Origin of the sequence: Olleya sediminilitoris (genome assembly GCF_016785945.1) — a bacterium.
GTDB classification, from domain to species: domain Bacteria; phylum Bacteroidota; class Bacteroidia; order Flavobacteriales; family Flavobacteriaceae; genus Olleya; species Olleya sediminilitoris.
Map to the genome: position 1 here is coordinate 52,736 of NZ_JAEMEF010000016.1, position 16,522 is coordinate 69,257.

Below are 16,522 nucleotides of genomic sequence, written 5' to 3' on the forward strand. Positions count from 1 at the left end.
ACAAAAAAGTATATTTACAAAAATAAAACAATCAAAAAATGAAAAAACCAATTTTTAAAACTCTTTTACTAGCTTGCTTTTTAGTGTTAACAGCATGTGGAGGAGGAGGTCCTGAAGGAGCTACAATTAACTTTTTAGAAGCTATGTATTCTGGAGATTTTGAAACCGCTAAAGAATACGCGACTACAGACACAAAGTCTATGTTAACAATGCTAGAGTCTTTTGGAGCAAAAGACCAATTTGCTGATAAAATGAAAGAAACAGATATTGATTTTGAAGTTGTAGACACTAAAATTGATGGTGATAAAGCTGTTTGTACTGTTAAAATGTCAAGTAGCAAAGAAGAAAAAGATCAAGACATGCCAATAAATCTTGAAAAGCAAGATGGGAAATGGTTGGTAAATATGGATAAAGAGTCTATGAATAAAGAAGGAATGGGTAACCAAAATAAAGAAACAGGAAACCCTAGTATGGATTATGAGGAGGATGAAGTTGAAACTGAAGACTAACTTAAATGCTTAAAATTACTATTAAAATAGGATTAGTTTTAATCTTAGTTTTTTTAGCTTATAAATTTTTAAAAGACGATTCAAACAAACCGTATGAATCGTCTTTTTTGTATAAATTATCCTCTGCTGAAAAATCAAAACTACAGGATGGTGACATCATTTTACGTCGTGGTTATGGACTTGTAAGTACCATGATTTTAAAAATGATGGATGAAGATTATGATGTCACACATTTAGGTATGGTTGTTACTGAAAACGATACCTTGAAAATTGCGCATGCTTTATCAAGTAGTGTGTCAAATCAAGACGGTTTACGTTTGCAAGCAATAGACTCTTTTGTGCATAATTCTCATGATAATACAATTTTAGTTACAAGGTTAAAAAACATAGACTCGGTAAAACAAAAAAAGATTGTTAAGCAAATAGCGTATTACAAGAAAAAAAATCTACCTTTTGATCATAGCTTTAACTATAAAGACAGCACAGAGCATTATTGTTCTGAGTTAATTTGGCGAATTTATGAGCATAATTTAAATATACTTAAAGTGTCAGATACCTTGACGGATGAACAAAAATATAACACACTTAAAACTTTTTACGATACTAATTATTTTGATATAATTATAAATCACCAACAATAAAATTAACTCTGTTTAAGTGTTTTGTTAATCTTTTTTATAGCATTTTCAATAGACTTTTCAGGTTCGATAATATTATATTCTCCCCAAAAATCTGGATCAGAAAACCCAGAAGCTTCATCTAGTAAAATACTATTTTGTTTTAAAGTTTTTGATTCTTTTTTGTAAACTAAGGGGTTGCCTATAGACCAATCTGTGATTGCCATTTCACTATTTAAAGTGTATTTACTGTTAAACCATCTTTTATCCCAATTGATCTTAAAAGTTAATTGTATGTTACTATATCCAAAGTACCATTTGCCATCTTTTGTTCTGTAATTAACTCTGTAAGAAGCTTCTGTTGGATAGACTTTTGCTCTATTTGGTTTTTTACGTACAAACATTTTAGACGCTTCTTCTCGATTCTCTACATTTAAATTATACACAGCACTAGTTAAAGCAAAAGTGTTAGCATCAATGTATAATTTACCAGTATATTTAGGTCTATAAACATCTTTTTTCTGTTTAAAATTAATAACATAAACTAGTCTGTTATCTATTTGTGTAGGTCTACTGAAAGTAAAATCATATTCAAGTAAGTCACTTTTAGAAAATATATATTTTGGATATTTAATCATATCAGTAAATAAACTACTAAAAGGTCCTCCTCGTAATTTTAGTGCTATAGTATCTAGTCTATTATAATTAACTTTTTTTCTAGCTTTGATTAATTTAATACCGTCATTTCTTGAGTTGTCATAGGATTGTTTGTTAATGTTTACCACAGCTTCAGAGAGTGAAGCATTTCGGTTTCTTTTTTTTATAGTTTCCCTGTAAAACCCAGTCATACTAACAGATTGGTTAAGGTAGTTGTCGCCCTTTAATTCTAACATTTTTTTGACTAAAGTAATGGCATCTTTAGGTTTATTAATATCTACTTGTGCTAAAACTGTAGCCGCTTGATTTAGTTGTATTGTAGGATTAGTTTTTAATTGTTGTAAAGGTATTTCAGATTTTTGATAACCCAAATAAGTCACAATAAGGGTTTCGTTTAATAAATCATTAGGAACTTTAATTAGATATTCTCCATCACTATTAGAAATGGTACTAATGTTGGAATTTGTAATAATAATATCTGCTAAAGCTAAAGGTGTATTATTATTTTTATCAATAATTTGACCTTTAAATTCTTGTACGTTTTGGCTGATGCCTAATACTGTAAATCCAAATAAATAAAGTGCAATAAATAGTTTGATGTAGTTAAGTAATTTCTTTTTCATAGTAATTTTATAACATAGTTAACCTTATAAAAATACTGAAAAAACCACAGTTTTATATAAGTTTTTATGTTAATTTTAAGACATAGTAATGGTTAAACTGCCTTATCTTTACGTCAGATTTTTGTAATTATGCCAACAGACTGTATACCATTTAAAAACACAGGATATTTTTCTAAATTAATATGTGATTATTTAGCTGAAGCTAAAACGCTTAAGCCTTTTTATAACATGTTTCCTAAGCTTCAAAATTTTGAAGCACAAATACAAGCAAAGCAACAAGAGTTTACTAACCAATCCAGAAAGGTTTTAGTTAATGCGTTACAACAGCAATATCAAGTATTTGAAACTTCAGAACTTACTGATACTAATATAGCGTTATTAGCAGATGCTAAAACTTTTACAATTACAACAGGTCACCAACTTAATCTGTTTACTGGACCATTATATTTTTTGCATAAAATAATATCAACTATTAATTTAACAAAACAGTTAAAGTTAGAGTATCCAGAATATAATTTTGTACCAATTTACTGGATGGCTTCAGAGGATCATGATTTTGAAGAAATCAATTATTTTAATTTTAAAGGAAAAAAAATACGTTGGAACAAAGATGCAAGTGGAGCAGTTGGTGAGTTAGATACAAATGGTTTGCAAGAGGTTTTTGAAACGTTTTCAAAAGAATTAGGTATTGGTAACAACGCCAAACAATTAAGACAATTATTTGAAACCGCTTATCTAAAACATAGTAATTTAGCAGAAGCAACATTATATCTTGCCAACGCATTGTTTACAGAGCATGGTTTAGTAATTATTGATGCTAACACTAAGGTTTTAAAACAGTTATTTATACCTCAAATAAAAACAGAGTTATTTAATAACACGTCATTTGACGCAGTAACAAAAACATCTAAGCAATTAAGTCTAGTGTCAGATAGTTATAACATACAAGTTAATCCTAGAGAGATTAACTTATTTTATATAACTAAAGGCATCAGAGAGCGTATTGTTTTTGAAAACGATACATATAAAGTTTTAAACACAACATTAACTTGGAGTAAAGCAGAGTTAGAGGTCGAAGTAGAAAGCTATCCTGAACGTTTTAGTCCAAATGTTATTATGCGACCATTATATCAAGAAGTTATCTTGCCAAACTTATGTTACATAGGTGGAGGAGGAGAGTTAGCGTATTGGTTTCAACTTAAAGCAAATTTTAAAGCTAATAATGTGGTGTTTCCAATACTATTACTTCGTAATTCAGTATTAATAAAAACAAAACAACAAGCTCAAAAATTAGAAAAACTTAATATTTCTAATCAAGATTTATTTTTAAAACGCGATAGTTTTATTAATAAAAAAGTAAGAGAAATTTCAAATATAGATATCGATTTTTCTGAGCAAATTCAACATCTAAAAACTCAGTTTAAAGACTTGTATGATTTAGCTAATTTAACAGATAAATCTTTTGTTGGAGCAGTCGCTTCTCAAGAAAAAAAGCAAATTAAAGGATTACAACATTTAGAAAAAAGATTGCTTACAGCTCAAAAACGAAAACTTAAAGACCAAGTACAACGTATGACGGATTTACAATACCAATTGTTTCCTAATTACAGTTTGCAAGAGCGAAACATCAATTTTTCTGAATTATATTTAGAATTTGGTGACCAATTAATACCTCAATTAATTAAAAATTTAAAACCTTTGCAAGGTGAATTTTTAATAGTTGAATTATAAGCCATGCATAAAATAGATTTAGATTTAGTTGAAATGACGCTAGACGTCATGAAATACACTATTGACCGCATTTCCAAAACCGAAGACGTTATTGGTAAGCCACAAAAAGCAGCTACATTAAAAGCTTTAGTTGGTGATACCGTTACAGATAAAGGAATTGGTGGAGAAACAGCATTTAATCTATGGAAGCAACATTTAATGCATGCTAATGTAAAAATAGATCATCCACGTCATTTAGCATTTGTACCAGCATCTCCAACCAGAGCCTCTATTTTATTTGATTTAGTGACTTCTGCCTCAAGTATTCATGGTGCATATTGGATGGAAGGTGCTGGAGGGATTTTTTGCGAAAACGAAGCCATGAAATGGATTGTATCCTTAACAGGATTGCCAGAAGGTGCGTTTGGAGTATTTACCAGTGGTGGTACAGCAGCAAATTTATCTGCAATTGTTACAGCAAGAGAATATTGGAGAAGTTTAAACGATCAAAATAAATCACAAAAAGGATTAATTATTACTTCTATTGGAGCACACTCTTCTATTAAAGCTATGGCTAAAGTAGTAGATGTGGATGTATTATTAGTAGATACAGAAGACCGTTTAAAAGGTAGTGCACTACAACACACAATTGATAAATTAACACCACAACAAAAACAACGTCTATTTGCTGTTGTAGCAACAGGAGGAACAACCAATGCAGGAATTATTGACGATTTAGATGGTATTGCAACTATCTGTCAAGCAGAAAATTTATGGTTTCATGTGGATGCTGCTTATGGAGGAGGAGCTTTAGCAGCAGATTCTGTCAGACATTTATTTAACGGTATAGAAAAAGCAGACAGTATAACTATAGATCCACACAAGTGGATGTTTTCGCCTTACGACTGTGGTGCTGTAATCTATAAACAACCAGAATTAGCTAAAAAAGCTCATGCACAAGAAGGGTCTTATCTAGATATTTTTAAAGACGAAGGTGCACATGGTTTTAATCCTACAGATTATCAAATACAATTAACACGTCGTGTCAGAGGGTTGCCATTATGGTTTAGTTTGGCTACTCATGGTACAGATAGGTATAAACAAGCGGTTGAAAGAGGTTTGGAGTTAGCTGCAATTTCTGGACAGTTAATTAAAGACATGGATCATGTAGAGTTGGTTAGAGAGCCAAGCTTATCTTGTGTTTTATACAGACGTAAAGGTTGGACGCCAAATGACTACAGAGATTGGACGTTTGCTAACCATGATAAAGGATTTGCATTAGTAACACCTACAAAATGGAAAACAGGTGACACTTTTGAAACAGTTTCGCGTTTTTGCTTCATAAATCCAGACACTACTGAGCAAGATATTAAGGCTATTTTAGAGTCTATGAAATAGTAAATTAAAATTGTTAAAAAAATAGTGTAAATTTCATATATCTTAAATAGTATTTTTCCGCACAATTACTATTTTTGTGCATGCAACACGACAAAGTACTTATTTTAGATTTCGGATCGCAATATACACAACTAATTGCGCGCAGAGTTAGAGAGCTTAACATCTATTCCGAAATACACCCTTTTAACAAACCACCAAAAAACGTAGACGACTACAAAGCAGTAATACTGTCTGGTAGCCCAATGTCTGTTAGATCTGAAGATGCATTTCATCCTGATCTATCAGAAATTAGAGGAAAAAAACCAATGTTAGCAGTCTGCTATGGTGCACAATATTTAGCACACTTTTCAGGAGGTGAAGTAGCAGAATCTAACACACGTGAATATGGACGTGCTAACTTAAGTTTTGTTGAAGATAATGAAGCCTTTTTAGAAGGGATCCAAGTTGGAAGTCAAGTATGGATGAGCCATAGTGACACCATTAAGCAATTACCAGAAAACGGTAAATTATTAGCAAGTACACACGATGTACAAAATGCAGCTTATAAAATAGAAGGCGAAACGACTTATGCTATTCAGTTTCATCCAGAAGTATATCACAGTACAGATGGTAAACAATTGCTAGAAAACTTTTTAGTTAATATAGCCAATGTTAATCCAGATTGGACACCAAATGCATTTGTACAAGAAACCGTAGATGATTTACAAGCTAAATTAGGAGGCGATAAAGTTGTCCTAGGATTATCAGGTGGTGTAGACAGTTCTGTAGCAGCTATGTTATTACATAAAGCAATAGGTAAAAACCTATATTGCATATTTGTAAATAACGGATTATTACGTAAAAACGAATTTACAGATGTACTAGAGCAGTACAAAGGGATGGGCTTAAATGTAAAAGGGGTAGATGCTTCGGCACGCTTTTTGGATGCATTAGCAGGACTGAGTGATCCAGAATTAAAACGTAAAGCTATTGGTAAAACCTTTATCGAAGTTTTTGATGACGAAGCCCATTTAATACAAGACGTAAAATGGTTAGCACAAGGGACTATTTATCCTGATGTTATTGAAAGCGTAAGCGCAACAGGAGGACCAAGTGCAACAATTAAAAGTCACCATAATGTAGGCGGTTTACCAGACTACATGAAATTACAAATTGTAGAGCCACTTCGCGCTTTATTTAAAGACGAGGTAAGACGTGTAGGTGCATCAATGGACATGGATAAAGACTTATTAGGACGTCATCCTTTTCCTGGACCAGGTTTAGCAATCAGGATTTTAGGAGATATCACAGCCGAAAAAGTACAAATACTACAAGACGTAGATGCTGTGTTTATAAATGGATTACGTGAGTCAGGATTATATGACAAAGTATGGCAAGCAGGAGCTATTTTACTTCCAGTAAATAGTGTAGGAGTAATGGGAGACGAGCGTACTTATGAAAAATGTGTAGCCCTACGTGCAGTAGAAAGTACAGACGGAATGACAGCAGACTGGGTAAATTTACCTTACGAGTTTTTACAAAAAACAAGTAACGATATAATTAATAAAGTAAAAGGTGTTAATAGAGTAGTTTACGACATAAGTAGTAAACCGCCAGCAACAATAGAGTGGGAATAAGAAAACTTGATTAGGGTTAAAATAATTTGGGCGTTACCACAAGGGTCACGTTTTACAATATATCTTTTTTTTGCCATATATGGCAGCAAAAAAAAGGATGCCATTACAACCGCTAACGCAGTTTGAAACGTATAAATAACATATGAGAAAATTAATACACATATTAAGTATAATTGTATTATTTGGCTGTGCTTCCGCAAAAGCGCAAAATTATAAAACGCATAAAGTACAAACAGGTGAAACTATAGAAGAGATTGCTACAAAATACAAAGTAACAAAATCTCAGATATATGCTTTAAATCCGGATGCAAGAAAGGAGTTAAAACCTAATGCTGTTTTAATCATTCCTAATGCTGCATTAGTACCAAATAGACCAACAGTAACAGAGGTTAAATCTTTAGAAGGTTTTAAAACGCACAAAGTAAAGCGTAAAGAAACCCTTTACAGTTTGTCTAAAAAATATGATGTTGCACAAGAAGAAATCAAAAAACACAATCCAGATTTATACTCAAACAGTTTACGCAAAGGAGACAAAATAAAAATTCCGATTTATAAAGTATCTAAAGAAGTTACTACTAAATCCTCAGTAACAAAATATACTGTAAAACCAAAAGAAGGAAAGTGGCGTATTGCTTACCAATATGGTATCACAGTTCAGGATTTAGAAGATTTAAATCCAGAAATGGCAGAAGTCTTGCAACCAGGAGATATTGTTAACGTCCCAAATTTAGAAGTAGAAGATGTAAAAGTTGTTGATGAGCAATATAGTTATTATACGGTTTTACCAGCAGAAGGTTTTTATAGATTAAAAATAAAAACAGGATTAACTCAAGAGCAATTAGAACAATTAAATCCTGATTTAGCAACTACAGGTTTAAAACCAGGTATGGTTTTAAAAATTCCTTTTGACGCTAATATCACAGCTATTAACCACGGATTAGATCCTTCAGTTTTGGCAGATTCATTAATGGTGTCTGACTTAACAACACGTCAATTAGATTTAGCAACTAAGCATGTTGCTATAATGTTGCCTTTTAAGTTAAATGAAGTTAATTCGGACTCAATCTATGATGCTAAAAAAATAATTAAAACAGATGCTTATGTTAGCATGTCGTTAGAATTTTATTCAGGCGTTAAAATAGCTTTAGATAGTTTGTCTTCTTTAGGTGTTAATCTTAAAGTTGATGTTTATGATACCGAAAAAAGAGAAAGTACAGTAAATTCAATAGTAAAATCAAGTGAGTTTGATGATGTAGATGTTGTGATTGGACCAGTAGATTCAAAGTTGTTTAATTCTGCTGCAGCAACATTAAAAAGTAAAAATATACCACTAGTTTCACCTATTACTAAAACAGTAAATCTAGGAGATAATGTATTTCAGTCTAGACCATCAGAGACATTATTAAAAGAAAGATTATTAGAGTATTTTAAAGCAGATACTACATCTCACTTTATAATTATTTCCGATATCAAAAATAAAGAAACTGCAACATCTCTTAAAAAGAGTTTTCCTAAGGCATCAATTGTTATGTCAAGAAAAGTATATAAAACAGGAGCTGATGCTTATTATATTATGGATTCTGATATTGAAAGTAAACTTAAACCAGGTAAAAATGTGGTATTTTTAGAAACAGCTAATGCAGGTTTTGTATCTAACGTTTCAAGTGTTTTAAATTCAATAATTAAACCAACAAAACAAATTGTTTTAACAACAACAGATAAAACTAAAGCTTTTGAAGACGATGAGGTTAGTAACATGCATTTGTCAAATTTAAACTTTACTTATGCCTCTATTAATAAGTCATTTAGTGAGGATGATAACAATAGTTTTGCAAAACGTTACAAAACGTTATACCATGAAACACCATCTACTTATGCAGTTAGAGGTTTTGATTTGACTATGGATGTAGTGTTGAGATTGGTGACTTCTAAAGATTTGTATTTATCTGCAATTCAATCTCCTTTAACAACTTATGTAGAAAATAAGTTTGCTTATAAAAAGGAGTTATTTGGAGGTTATTACAACAATACAGTATACATTGTGCAATACAAAGATTTAAGAATTGTTGAGGTAAAATAATAATTTTAGTCAATTTACGTTGATTACATATTATGCCTATGATTAAGTATGTTTTAATAGTTGCCAGTTTTTTGCTATTACAAAATGACGTAATGGAAGAGTTATCTTGGAGTGAAGACTACAAATTAACTTGGTCAGACTTTAAAGGAAAACCTATAGCAGGTAATGATGCTGTAGCAGTAACTGCATCAGGAATAACATTTAGCTATTCAATTCAAAGAGAAAATAAAATTATAAAAGGCTTTAAAACTATAGTTAAAGCCTTTTTTTATCCAGAACATTCTTGGTGTAAATTGGATAAAGTAGATACTCATGTTTTAGGACACGAACAATTGCATTTTGATATTACAGAGTTACATGCAAGATTGTTTAGACAACGCATTTCTAAAATACAACCACATAGTACACTTCCACAAACTTTACAAACTCTTCATGCGACTATAGATGCAGAGTTAGCAGCAATGCAAAATAAGTACGATATTGAAAGTGAATATTCAATTAATTACGAAGGGCAAAAAAAATGGAAAGATAGTATTGCAAAGCGATTATTAGTTCTTTCAAAATTTAAATCTAAATAATAATGCAGCTTCAGCCTGATAAAGATTTTTTAATAAAATTGGCACATACTAAAATGCCTTTTGGAAAATATAAAGATAGATTTTTAATAAACCTTCCAGAACATTATGTTGTTTGGTATCGTAATAAAGGTTTTCCAAAAGGAAAATTAGGTGAAATGCTTGAGACCGTTTACACACTTAAAGTAAATGGATTAGAAGATTTGATTTGGAATATTAAAAAGCAGTACCCTAGTAAATAGGATTTTAATTAACATTTGATATGGCGAATTTAAATTCGCCATATCAAATGTTAGATAAAAGTAGTTTCAATAAAATAGGTTATTCCATTTATATTTTGAGGCTAATTATTGCTTAATAAATTTATGGGTTATTGATTTTTTATCAGCTAAACGAATAATATATATTCCGTTTACTAAGTCAGAAACATCTAGTTTTTTGTTATTTAAAACAGTAGTTTCTTTAACCAATTGACCAATCATATTATATATTTTAACTTTTTCTTTACTAGAATTTTTAAATTGAATTGTTATAAAATCTGAAGTAGGATTTGGAAATATTGAAAAATTATTTAATGTAAAATCTTTAACTCCAAGTGTATTTAAAGTTACAGTTTGTAACAAATTATTGTAGCCTGTTGTAGCGTCCCATAAACCTGAATTTGCAAACTGAACACTATAATCTGAATTAGAAGATAAATTCGTGTTAATGTCAGGTAACCAAAGGTATAGTTGAAAAGTACCTGTTAAACCAATATTAAAAACTTGATTAATTGTAATTGTAGATTCCCATGTTCTAATATCCGAGTTTATTAAATAAGTAGTTATGTCATCTGTTGTAGTATTTTTTAATACTAAATAGGCATTTCTTTCTTTGAAAGGTCTAGCAAAACCAATATTTGTAATGTTTAAGGTTAAATCAATATCAGATCCTGATTGTGTTATTGATGACGAATTTAAAACAAATCGGTAGCCTAAATTTTTAAGGATCTCATTGTATTCATTTGTATTTAATTGATTCCAGAAGTCTTGATGATAATCTCTATTTAAAGTGGTCCAATTAGTCAAACCCATTTCGTAAATAGCATTTGCACCTGTGGTTCTAAATCCATTATCACAAGGGTTTAATCCATTGGTTTCTCCTGTCATTGGTAAATACTTAGTTTCATTAGACAAATAATTGTATTGTGTATTGCCAACAGGATTAGTACACTCATCAGTATTATATGTGCCTTGATCACCATAATTATTTAAAAAAGCATCATTATAAAAACCAACTCTTGCATTTGCAGTATTTTGGTAAGCAGATTGTTCTGTTAATTGGGTGTTACCATACATAGTTGTCTTAATGCCAGCATATCTAACCTGAATAGGTATCTCTATTGGTGTAGCAGCTAACATGGCATCTACAATGTCTTTACGGTTTGCCCATTGGGTTGCAGATATGTTTCCGTCGGTCCCAAACTCTGTAGAGTTTGTATAATACCATTCACCCCAAGTACCAATAAAACCAGCTTGAAGAGAAAATATAACATCTTTATTGTTGTTTAAAATAGCTGATAGTTGAGAGATATGAGTTAATATTTGAGACTTAGTTGGTTGTTGAGCTTCGGTACCTACTTCATTAGAATAAGAGAATCTTACAATAATTTTAAGACCTGCTGTTCTTACATTATCAAAATCGGTTTGTATATTATTTAAATAAGTAGTGCTAATGTCTTCATCTAAAAAGTTATCAAGTAAGAAGTAACGATAAACAACAGTTACTTTATCTGCACTAGTTTTCCAATTATTTAATGTTGTAACCGAAAAATTATTTGCTCCATCAATTGTTGCATAATCACTTGCTGTTATAGAATATTTTTGCAAGCCACGTTCTGGGTTTGTAATAATATCTGTAGAAGGAGTGTAGTTTACAGTTTGTCCCGATAAAATAGCTTGAAATAAAATTAAAAGCAATAAAAGTGGTTTTTTCATTGGTGTTGTTTTTAATTATTTTGTGGTTGATATGACTTGTTTAATATACGAGTAATTACAGTAAATGGATTATATTATAAATCTACTCCAAACTTCAAATACTATTTACATAAAACCATTAATAATCCATTAGTCTTAAATAACTACAAGATCAAGTATATTAAGTCTTTAGTTAATTTTATAAGTCAGCTATAAATTCTTCCAAAAATAAAACAAGAAAGACCAACACGTTCCACTTAAAAATCGTAAATTTGCTCGCGTTTAACAACGCAACATGACACCAGAAACTAAGTACATATTTGTAACAGGAGGAGTAACATCTTCCTTAGGAAAAGGAATTATAGCAGCATCTTTAGCTAAGCTACTTCAAGCTCAAGGTTACAGAACCACAATCCAAAAATTAGACCCTTACATTAACGTTGATCCAGGTACGCTAAATCCGTATGAACATGGTGAATGCTACGTCACTGATGATGGAGCAGAGACCGATTTAGACTTAGGACATTACGAGCGTTTTTTAAACGTGCCAACCAGTCAAGCTAATAATGTAACGACAGGTCGTATTTACCAAAGCGTAATTAATCGCGAACGTAAAGGTGAATTTTTAGGAAAAACGGTTCAAGTAATACCTCATATTACAGACGAAATAAAAAATAGAATCCAAATTTTAGGAAACTCAGGTGATTACGATATTGTAATTACCGAAATAGGAGGAACCGTTGGAGATATAGAGTCTTTACCATACATTGAAGCGGTAAGACAATTAAAATGGGATTTAGGAGATAATAACGCTTTAGTTATACACTTGACGTTAATCCCTTATTTAACTGCAGCTGGTGAGTTAAAAACAAAACCAACACAACACAGTGTAAAAACATTGATGGAAAGTGGTGTACAAGCAGACATTTTAGTATGTCGTACAGAGCATGAATTACCATCAGACCTTAAACGTAAATTAGCATTATTTTGTAATGTGCGTGAAGAGGCAATTATACAATCTATTGATGCATCAACAATTTATGATGTACCAAATTTAATGCTTGAAGAAAAACTAGATCAAGTTGTACTTAAAAAATTAGCATTAAATAGTGATGTTCCAGATTTAACAAACTGGAATAAATTTGTAAAAAGACATAAAAATCCAAAATCAGAAATTACAATTGGTTTAATTGGTAAGTATGTAGAGTTACAAGATTCTTACAAATCTATTTTAGAAGCCTTTATTCATGCAGGAGCAGAGAATGAAGTAAAAGTCAATGTAGAATCTGTGCATTCAGAATACTTAAATGCAGATAATATTAAAATGAAATTATCGCATTTGGATGGGGTTTTAGTAGCTCCAGGTTTTGGAGAACGTGGTATTGAAGGTAAAATTACAGCTATTAAATATGTACGAGAAAATAATATTCCGTTTTTAGGAATTTGTTTAGGTATGCAAATGGCAGTTATTGAGTTTTGTCGTAACGTAATGGGATTATCAGATGCTAGCTCGACAGAAATGAATCCTGATACTACCAATCCAGTAATAGATATCATGGAAGATCAAAAAACCATTACAGACATGGGAGGAACCATGCGTCTTGGTGCTTGGGATTGCCATATAGAAAAAGATACTATTGCTTACAAGGTTTATCAATCTCAAGATATTAAAGAACGTCACAGACATAGATACGAGTTTAACAGTACTTTTAAAGCTCAGATTGAAGCTGCAGGATTAAAAGCAACAGGATACAATCCTGATACTAAACTTGTAGAAATTGTGGAAAATCCTTCTCATCCTTGGTTTGTAGGTGTACAATATCATCCAGAATATAAAAGTACAGTTGCCAATCCACATCCTTTATTTGTAGCATTTGTAAAAGCAAGTTTAAAGCATAGTAAGAAAAAATAAGTGTCAATTTGACACCTAATTAAAAGTGGTCAAATATTTGACTAATAATAATTCCTCATAATAAGTAAGAGGAACCAAACAATATGGAAGAAAAAAAACTAGACGTCAAGTCAATAATAGGTTTCGTTTTAATATTCGGAATCTTATTGTTTATGATGTGGCAAAACCAACCAAGTGCTGAAGAAATTGAAACACAAGAAGCCGAAAAACAAGCACAAATTGAAGCAGATAAAAAAGCAAAAGCTAACACTGCTAATACAAATAATACTAAAGTAACTACAGCTTTAGACTTTGCTAAGCCAACAGATTCAGCTCAAGTTGCAGCTTTACAATCTAAAATTGGTGATTTTGCATTTTCAGCAGCAACATCAACATTTAATGATGATGAGTTAGCGGTTAGCAATAAAGTTTTAGATTTAAAATTTAATACAAAAGGTGGTCACTTATCAGAAGTTAAACTTAAACAGTTTGTAGATTTTAATCAAGTACCAATCTATTTAGTTAAAGATGGTAACTCTGTATTTAACATTCAGTTTCAAACAACAGATAATCGTACTTTAAATACTAAAGATTTATATTTTCAGCCTACAGTTACTAAAAGTGGTGAAAACACTATAGTATCCATGAAACTAAAAACTGCACAAAATAAGTTTTTAGAATATAATTATGTAATTAAACCAAATGACTATATGGTAGATTTTACCATTAAATCTCAAGGTTTAGAAACTGCAATTAATACTTCAAATCCAATTAATTTAGATTGGACACAAAAAACATACAGACACGATCAAAGTATAAGTTACGAGAATAGATACACACGTCTTACATACAAAACAGATGGTGATGTAGATAAATTATCTCAAATGGGGGATGATGATGAAACTGAAGAAGATGTAGATTGGTTATCTTACAGACAACACTTTTTTAGTACAATCTTAGTAAGTGATAAGCCTTTTAAAGAAGTAAAAATTACGTCTAAAAATTTAGTTGAAGATGAAGCTGTAGATTCAGTGTTTACTAAGCAATTTTCGACTAAAACTGCTTTAGCTTTAAGTGGAGCAGCCATAAATAATAATTTAAAATTATATTATGGTCCAACGGATAGTCAGATTTTAAAAAAATACGATAACAATTTAGAAGAAAGTATTCCTTTTGGATGGGGAATTTTTGGATGGATTAACAAGTTTTTATTTATCCCTTTATTTAGTGGTTTAAGTTCATTTTTACCTTATGGTGTAGCTATTATAGTTATGACTGTAATTATTAAACTTGCTATGTCGTTTGTACAATACAAACAATATTTATCTCAAATGAAATTGAAGGTGTTAAAACCTGAATTAGATGCCATCAGAGAAAAATATAAAGACAATAAAATGAAGGCTCAGCAAGAAACTATGGCACTTCAGAATAAAGCAGGAGCTAGTCCTTTAGCAGGATGTTTACCAGCTTTAATACAAATGCCTGTGTTTTATGCTTTATTTATGTTTTTCCCTACAGCTTTTGCTTTAAGACAGAAAAAGTTTTTATGGGCTGAAGATTTATCATCTTATGATGTTGTTGCAGAGCTTCCGTTTAACATTCCGTTATATGGAGACCACGTTAGTTTATTCCCAATTTTAGCAGCTATTGCTATTTTCTTCTATATGAAATTAACAACGGGACAAAACCAAATGTCTGCGCCACAGCAAGAAGGGATGCCAGATATGGCTAAGATGATGAAGTACATGATTTACTTTGCGCCAATAATGATGCTTATTTTCTTTAATCAGTATGCATCAGGTTTAAGTTTATACTACTTTATTTCTAACTTAATTAGTATTGGTATTTTATTAGTTATCAAGAATTACATTTTAGATGAAGAAAAAATACATGCTAACATTCAGGTTCAAAAAGCGAAACCTAAAAAAGAAAGCAAGTTTCAAAAACGTATGAAGGATATGATGGAACAAGCTGAAAAGCAAAAACAAATGCAACAAAAAAATAAAAGAAAGTAATTTCTTCTTATTTATCATATAAAAGCTGTCTGCTATATTTTAGTATGGCAGCTTTTTTGTTATAACAAAAGTGACTTATTAACGTTAAGGTTAAAGGCTTGATTTCCGCGAAAGCGATATAATATTTATTAGAATGAAAAAAATAACACTTTTAATTATTGTTTTAATTACTACTACTGTAAGTTTTTCTCAGGAGTTTAATCAGTTTGATGATAATGGTAAACGTCATGGAACTTGGAAAAAGACTTTTGAAAATACTAAAGTTTTACGTTATCAAGGTCAGTTTGACCATGGTAAAGAGGTTGGTACTTTTAAGTTTTATAAAAATATAAACGGAAAAGCTGTTTTAACAGCTACCAAGGTCTTTAACAAGGCTGATGATGTGGCTCAAGTTACTTTTTTAGCAAGTAATAAAGCTAAGATAAGTGAAGGTAAAATGCGTGGTCGTAATTATATTGGTAAATGGGTTATTTACCACAAAAACTCTGATCAAGTCATGACTGAAGAAAATTATAATAGTAACGGTAAACTTGAAGGCCAAAAGAGGGTCTATTACTTAAGTGGTCAAGTTGCTGAATTAGCATTATATAAAGACGGTTTGTTGGATGGAGAGTCTAAATGGTATGCAGAAAATGGTAACCTAATTAAAAGTGTAACATTTAAAGAAGACAAGTATGATGGTGTGTATAAAACTTATAATAAAAATGGACAAATAGCAAAAAAAGGTCATTATAAAAATGACGTTAAATGTTGTGTTTGGAAGCGTTATAAAGATGGTAAGTTAGTAGAAGAAAAAGATTTAGATAAAAAAGGATAATTTTTTAATACTTTATACAAAAAAGCCGACTTATATATTAAGTCGGCTTTTAAATTTAC

At 30.9% G+C, this 16,522-nt stretch carries 13 protein-coding genes; 11 read left to right on the plus strand and 2 right to left on the minus strand.

The window, feature by feature from the left end; all coding sequences use genetic code 11:
* The first annotated feature begins 38 nt into the window (after positions 1–38).
* Positions 39–509 carry a DUF4878 domain-containing protein gene (locus tag JAO71_RS14630; protein WP_203001528.1) on the plus strand — a complete coding sequence of 157 codons (471 nt, stop codon included), beginning with the start codon at positions 39–41 and terminating at the stop codon, positions 507–509.
* Positions 510–514: 5 nt separating this feature from the next.
* Positions 515–1,150: a YiiX/YebB-like N1pC/P60 family cysteine hydrolase gene (locus JAO71_RS14635; RefSeq protein ID WP_028289512.1), complete on the plus strand. Its 636-nt coding sequence runs from the start codon at positions 515–517 to the stop codon at positions 1,148–1,150.
* A gap of 2 nt (positions 1,151–1,152) precedes the next feature.
* On the opposite strand, the gene JAO71_RS14640 is transcribed toward JAO71_RS14635, so the two are convergent.
* Positions 1,153–2,406, minus strand: coding sequence for a carboxypeptidase-like regulatory domain-containing protein (locus JAO71_RS14640; protein WP_054851536.1), 1,254 nt, complete (start codon positions 2,404–2,406; stop codon positions 1,153–1,155).
* 129 nt (positions 2,407–2,535) lie between these two features.
* Here JAO71_RS14640 and bshC point away from each other — a divergent pair, with 129 nt between their 5' ends.
* The 6 genes from bshC (at position 2,536) to JAO71_RS14670 (ending at position 10,027) form a co-directional block, all read left to right on the plus strand.
* Positions 2,536–4,137 (plus strand): bacillithiol biosynthesis cysteine-adding enzyme BshC, encoded by a 1,602-nt coding sequence (bshC, locus tag JAO71_RS14645; protein ID WP_203001530.1) that lies wholly within the window; start codon positions 2,536–2,538, stop codon positions 4,135–4,137.
* Between the two features lie 3 nt (positions 4,138–4,140).
* Positions 4,141–5,514, plus strand: a complete 1,374-nt coding sequence (locus tag JAO71_RS14650; protein ID WP_054851534.1) for a pyridoxal phosphate-dependent decarboxylase family protein — start codon at positions 4,141–4,143, stop codon at positions 5,512–5,514.
* Between the two features lie 80 nt (positions 5,515–5,594).
* The gene (guaA, locus tag JAO71_RS14655) at positions 5,595–7,130 is read left to right on the plus strand and encodes a glutamine-hydrolyzing GMP synthase (RefSeq protein WP_203001532.1); all 1,536 of its coding nucleotides are present in this window, start codon (positions 5,595–5,597) and stop codon (positions 7,128–7,130) included.
* Between the two features lie 142 nt (positions 7,131–7,272).
* A complete protein-coding gene (locus JAO71_RS14660; protein WP_203001534.1) occupies positions 7,273–9,210 on the plus strand; it encodes a LysM peptidoglycan-binding domain-containing protein in 1,938 nt (645 codons plus the stop codon).
* A 38-nt stretch (positions 9,211–9,248) separates the two neighbouring features.
* Positions 9,249–9,788, plus strand: a complete 540-nt coding sequence (locus JAO71_RS14665; protein WP_236011292.1) for a DUF922 domain-containing protein — start codon at positions 9,249–9,251, stop codon at positions 9,786–9,788.
* A 2-nt stretch (positions 9,789–9,790) separates the two neighbouring features.
* Complete coding sequence (locus JAO71_RS14670) at positions 9,791–10,027, plus strand: DUF3820 family protein (RefSeq protein ID WP_036598481.1); 237 nt, start codon at positions 9,791–9,793, stop codon at positions 10,025–10,027.
* Positions 10,028–10,132: 105 nt separating this feature from the next.
* On the opposite strand, the gene JAO71_RS14675 is transcribed toward JAO71_RS14670, so the two are convergent.
* A complete protein-coding gene (locus JAO71_RS14675) occupies positions 10,133–11,761 on the minus strand; it encodes a T9SS type A sorting domain-containing protein (protein WP_203001536.1) in 1,629 nt (542 codons plus the stop codon).
* A gap of 274 nt (positions 11,762–12,035) precedes the next feature.
* Between JAO71_RS14675 and JAO71_RS14680 the strand changes: the two genes are divergently transcribed.
* From JAO71_RS14680 to JAO71_RS14690, 3 genes are all read left to right on the plus strand, one after another.
* Positions 12,036–13,652, plus strand: a complete 1,617-nt coding sequence (locus JAO71_RS14680) for a CTP synthase (protein WP_028289521.1) — start codon at positions 12,036–12,038, stop codon at positions 13,650–13,652.
* An 83-nt stretch (positions 13,653–13,735) separates the two neighbouring features.
* On the plus strand, positions 13,736–15,646 hold the full coding sequence (gene yidC, locus JAO71_RS14685) for a membrane protein insertase YidC (RefSeq protein ID WP_203001538.1): 1,911 nt from the start codon (positions 13,736–13,738) through the stop codon (positions 15,644–15,646).
* A gap of 133 nt (positions 15,647–15,779) precedes the next feature.
* Positions 15,780–16,463: a toxin-antitoxin system YwqK family antitoxin gene (locus tag JAO71_RS14690; protein WP_203001541.1), complete on the plus strand. Its 684-nt coding sequence runs from the start codon at positions 15,780–15,782 to the stop codon at positions 16,461–16,463.
* The last annotated feature ends 59 nt before the right edge of the window (positions 16,464–16,522 follow it).

Coding starts and splice junctions, on each gene's coding strand:
- bshC (WP_203001530.1), top strand. CDS start 2,536: ATGCCAACAGACTGTATACCATTTAAAAACACAGGATATTTTTCTAAA.
- JAO71_RS14665 (WP_236011292.1), top strand. CDS start 9,249: ATGATTAAGTATGTTTTAATAGTTGCCAGTTTTTTGCTATTACAAAAT.
- JAO71_RS14630 (WP_203001528.1), top strand. CDS start 39: ATGAAAAAACCAATTTTTAAAACTCTTTTACTAGCTTGCTTTTTAGTG.
- JAO71_RS14660 (WP_203001534.1), top strand. CDS start 7,273: ATGAGAAAATTAATACACATATTAAGTATAATTGTATTATTTGGCTGT.
- JAO71_RS14670 (WP_036598481.1), top strand. CDS start 9,791: ATGCAGCTTCAGCCTGATAAAGATTTTTTAATAAAATTGGCACATACT.
- JAO71_RS14635 (WP_028289512.1), top strand. CDS start 515: ATGCTTAAAATTACTATTAAAATAGGATTAGTTTTAATCTTAGTTTTT.
- guaA (WP_203001532.1), top strand. CDS start 5,595: ATGCAACACGACAAAGTACTTATTTTAGATTTCGGATCGCAATATACA.
- JAO71_RS14650 (WP_054851534.1), top strand. CDS start 4,141: ATGCATAAAATAGATTTAGATTTAGTTGAAATGACGCTAGACGTCATG.
- JAO71_RS14640 (WP_054851536.1), bottom strand. CDS start 2,406: ATGAAAAAGAAATTACTTAACTACATCAAACTATTTATTGCACTTTAT.
- JAO71_RS14690 (WP_203001541.1), top strand. CDS start 15,780: ATGAAAAAAATAACACTTTTAATTATTGTTTTAATTACTACTACTGTA.
- JAO71_RS14680 (WP_028289521.1), top strand. CDS start 12,036: ATGACACCAGAAACTAAGTACATATTTGTAACAGGAGGAGTAACATCT.
- yidC (WP_203001538.1), top strand. CDS start 13,736: ATGGAAGAAAAAAAACTAGACGTCAAGTCAATAATAGGTTTCGTTTTA.
- JAO71_RS14675 (WP_203001536.1), bottom strand. CDS start 11,761: ATGAAAAAACCACTTTTATTGCTTTTAATTTTATTTCAAGCTATTTTA.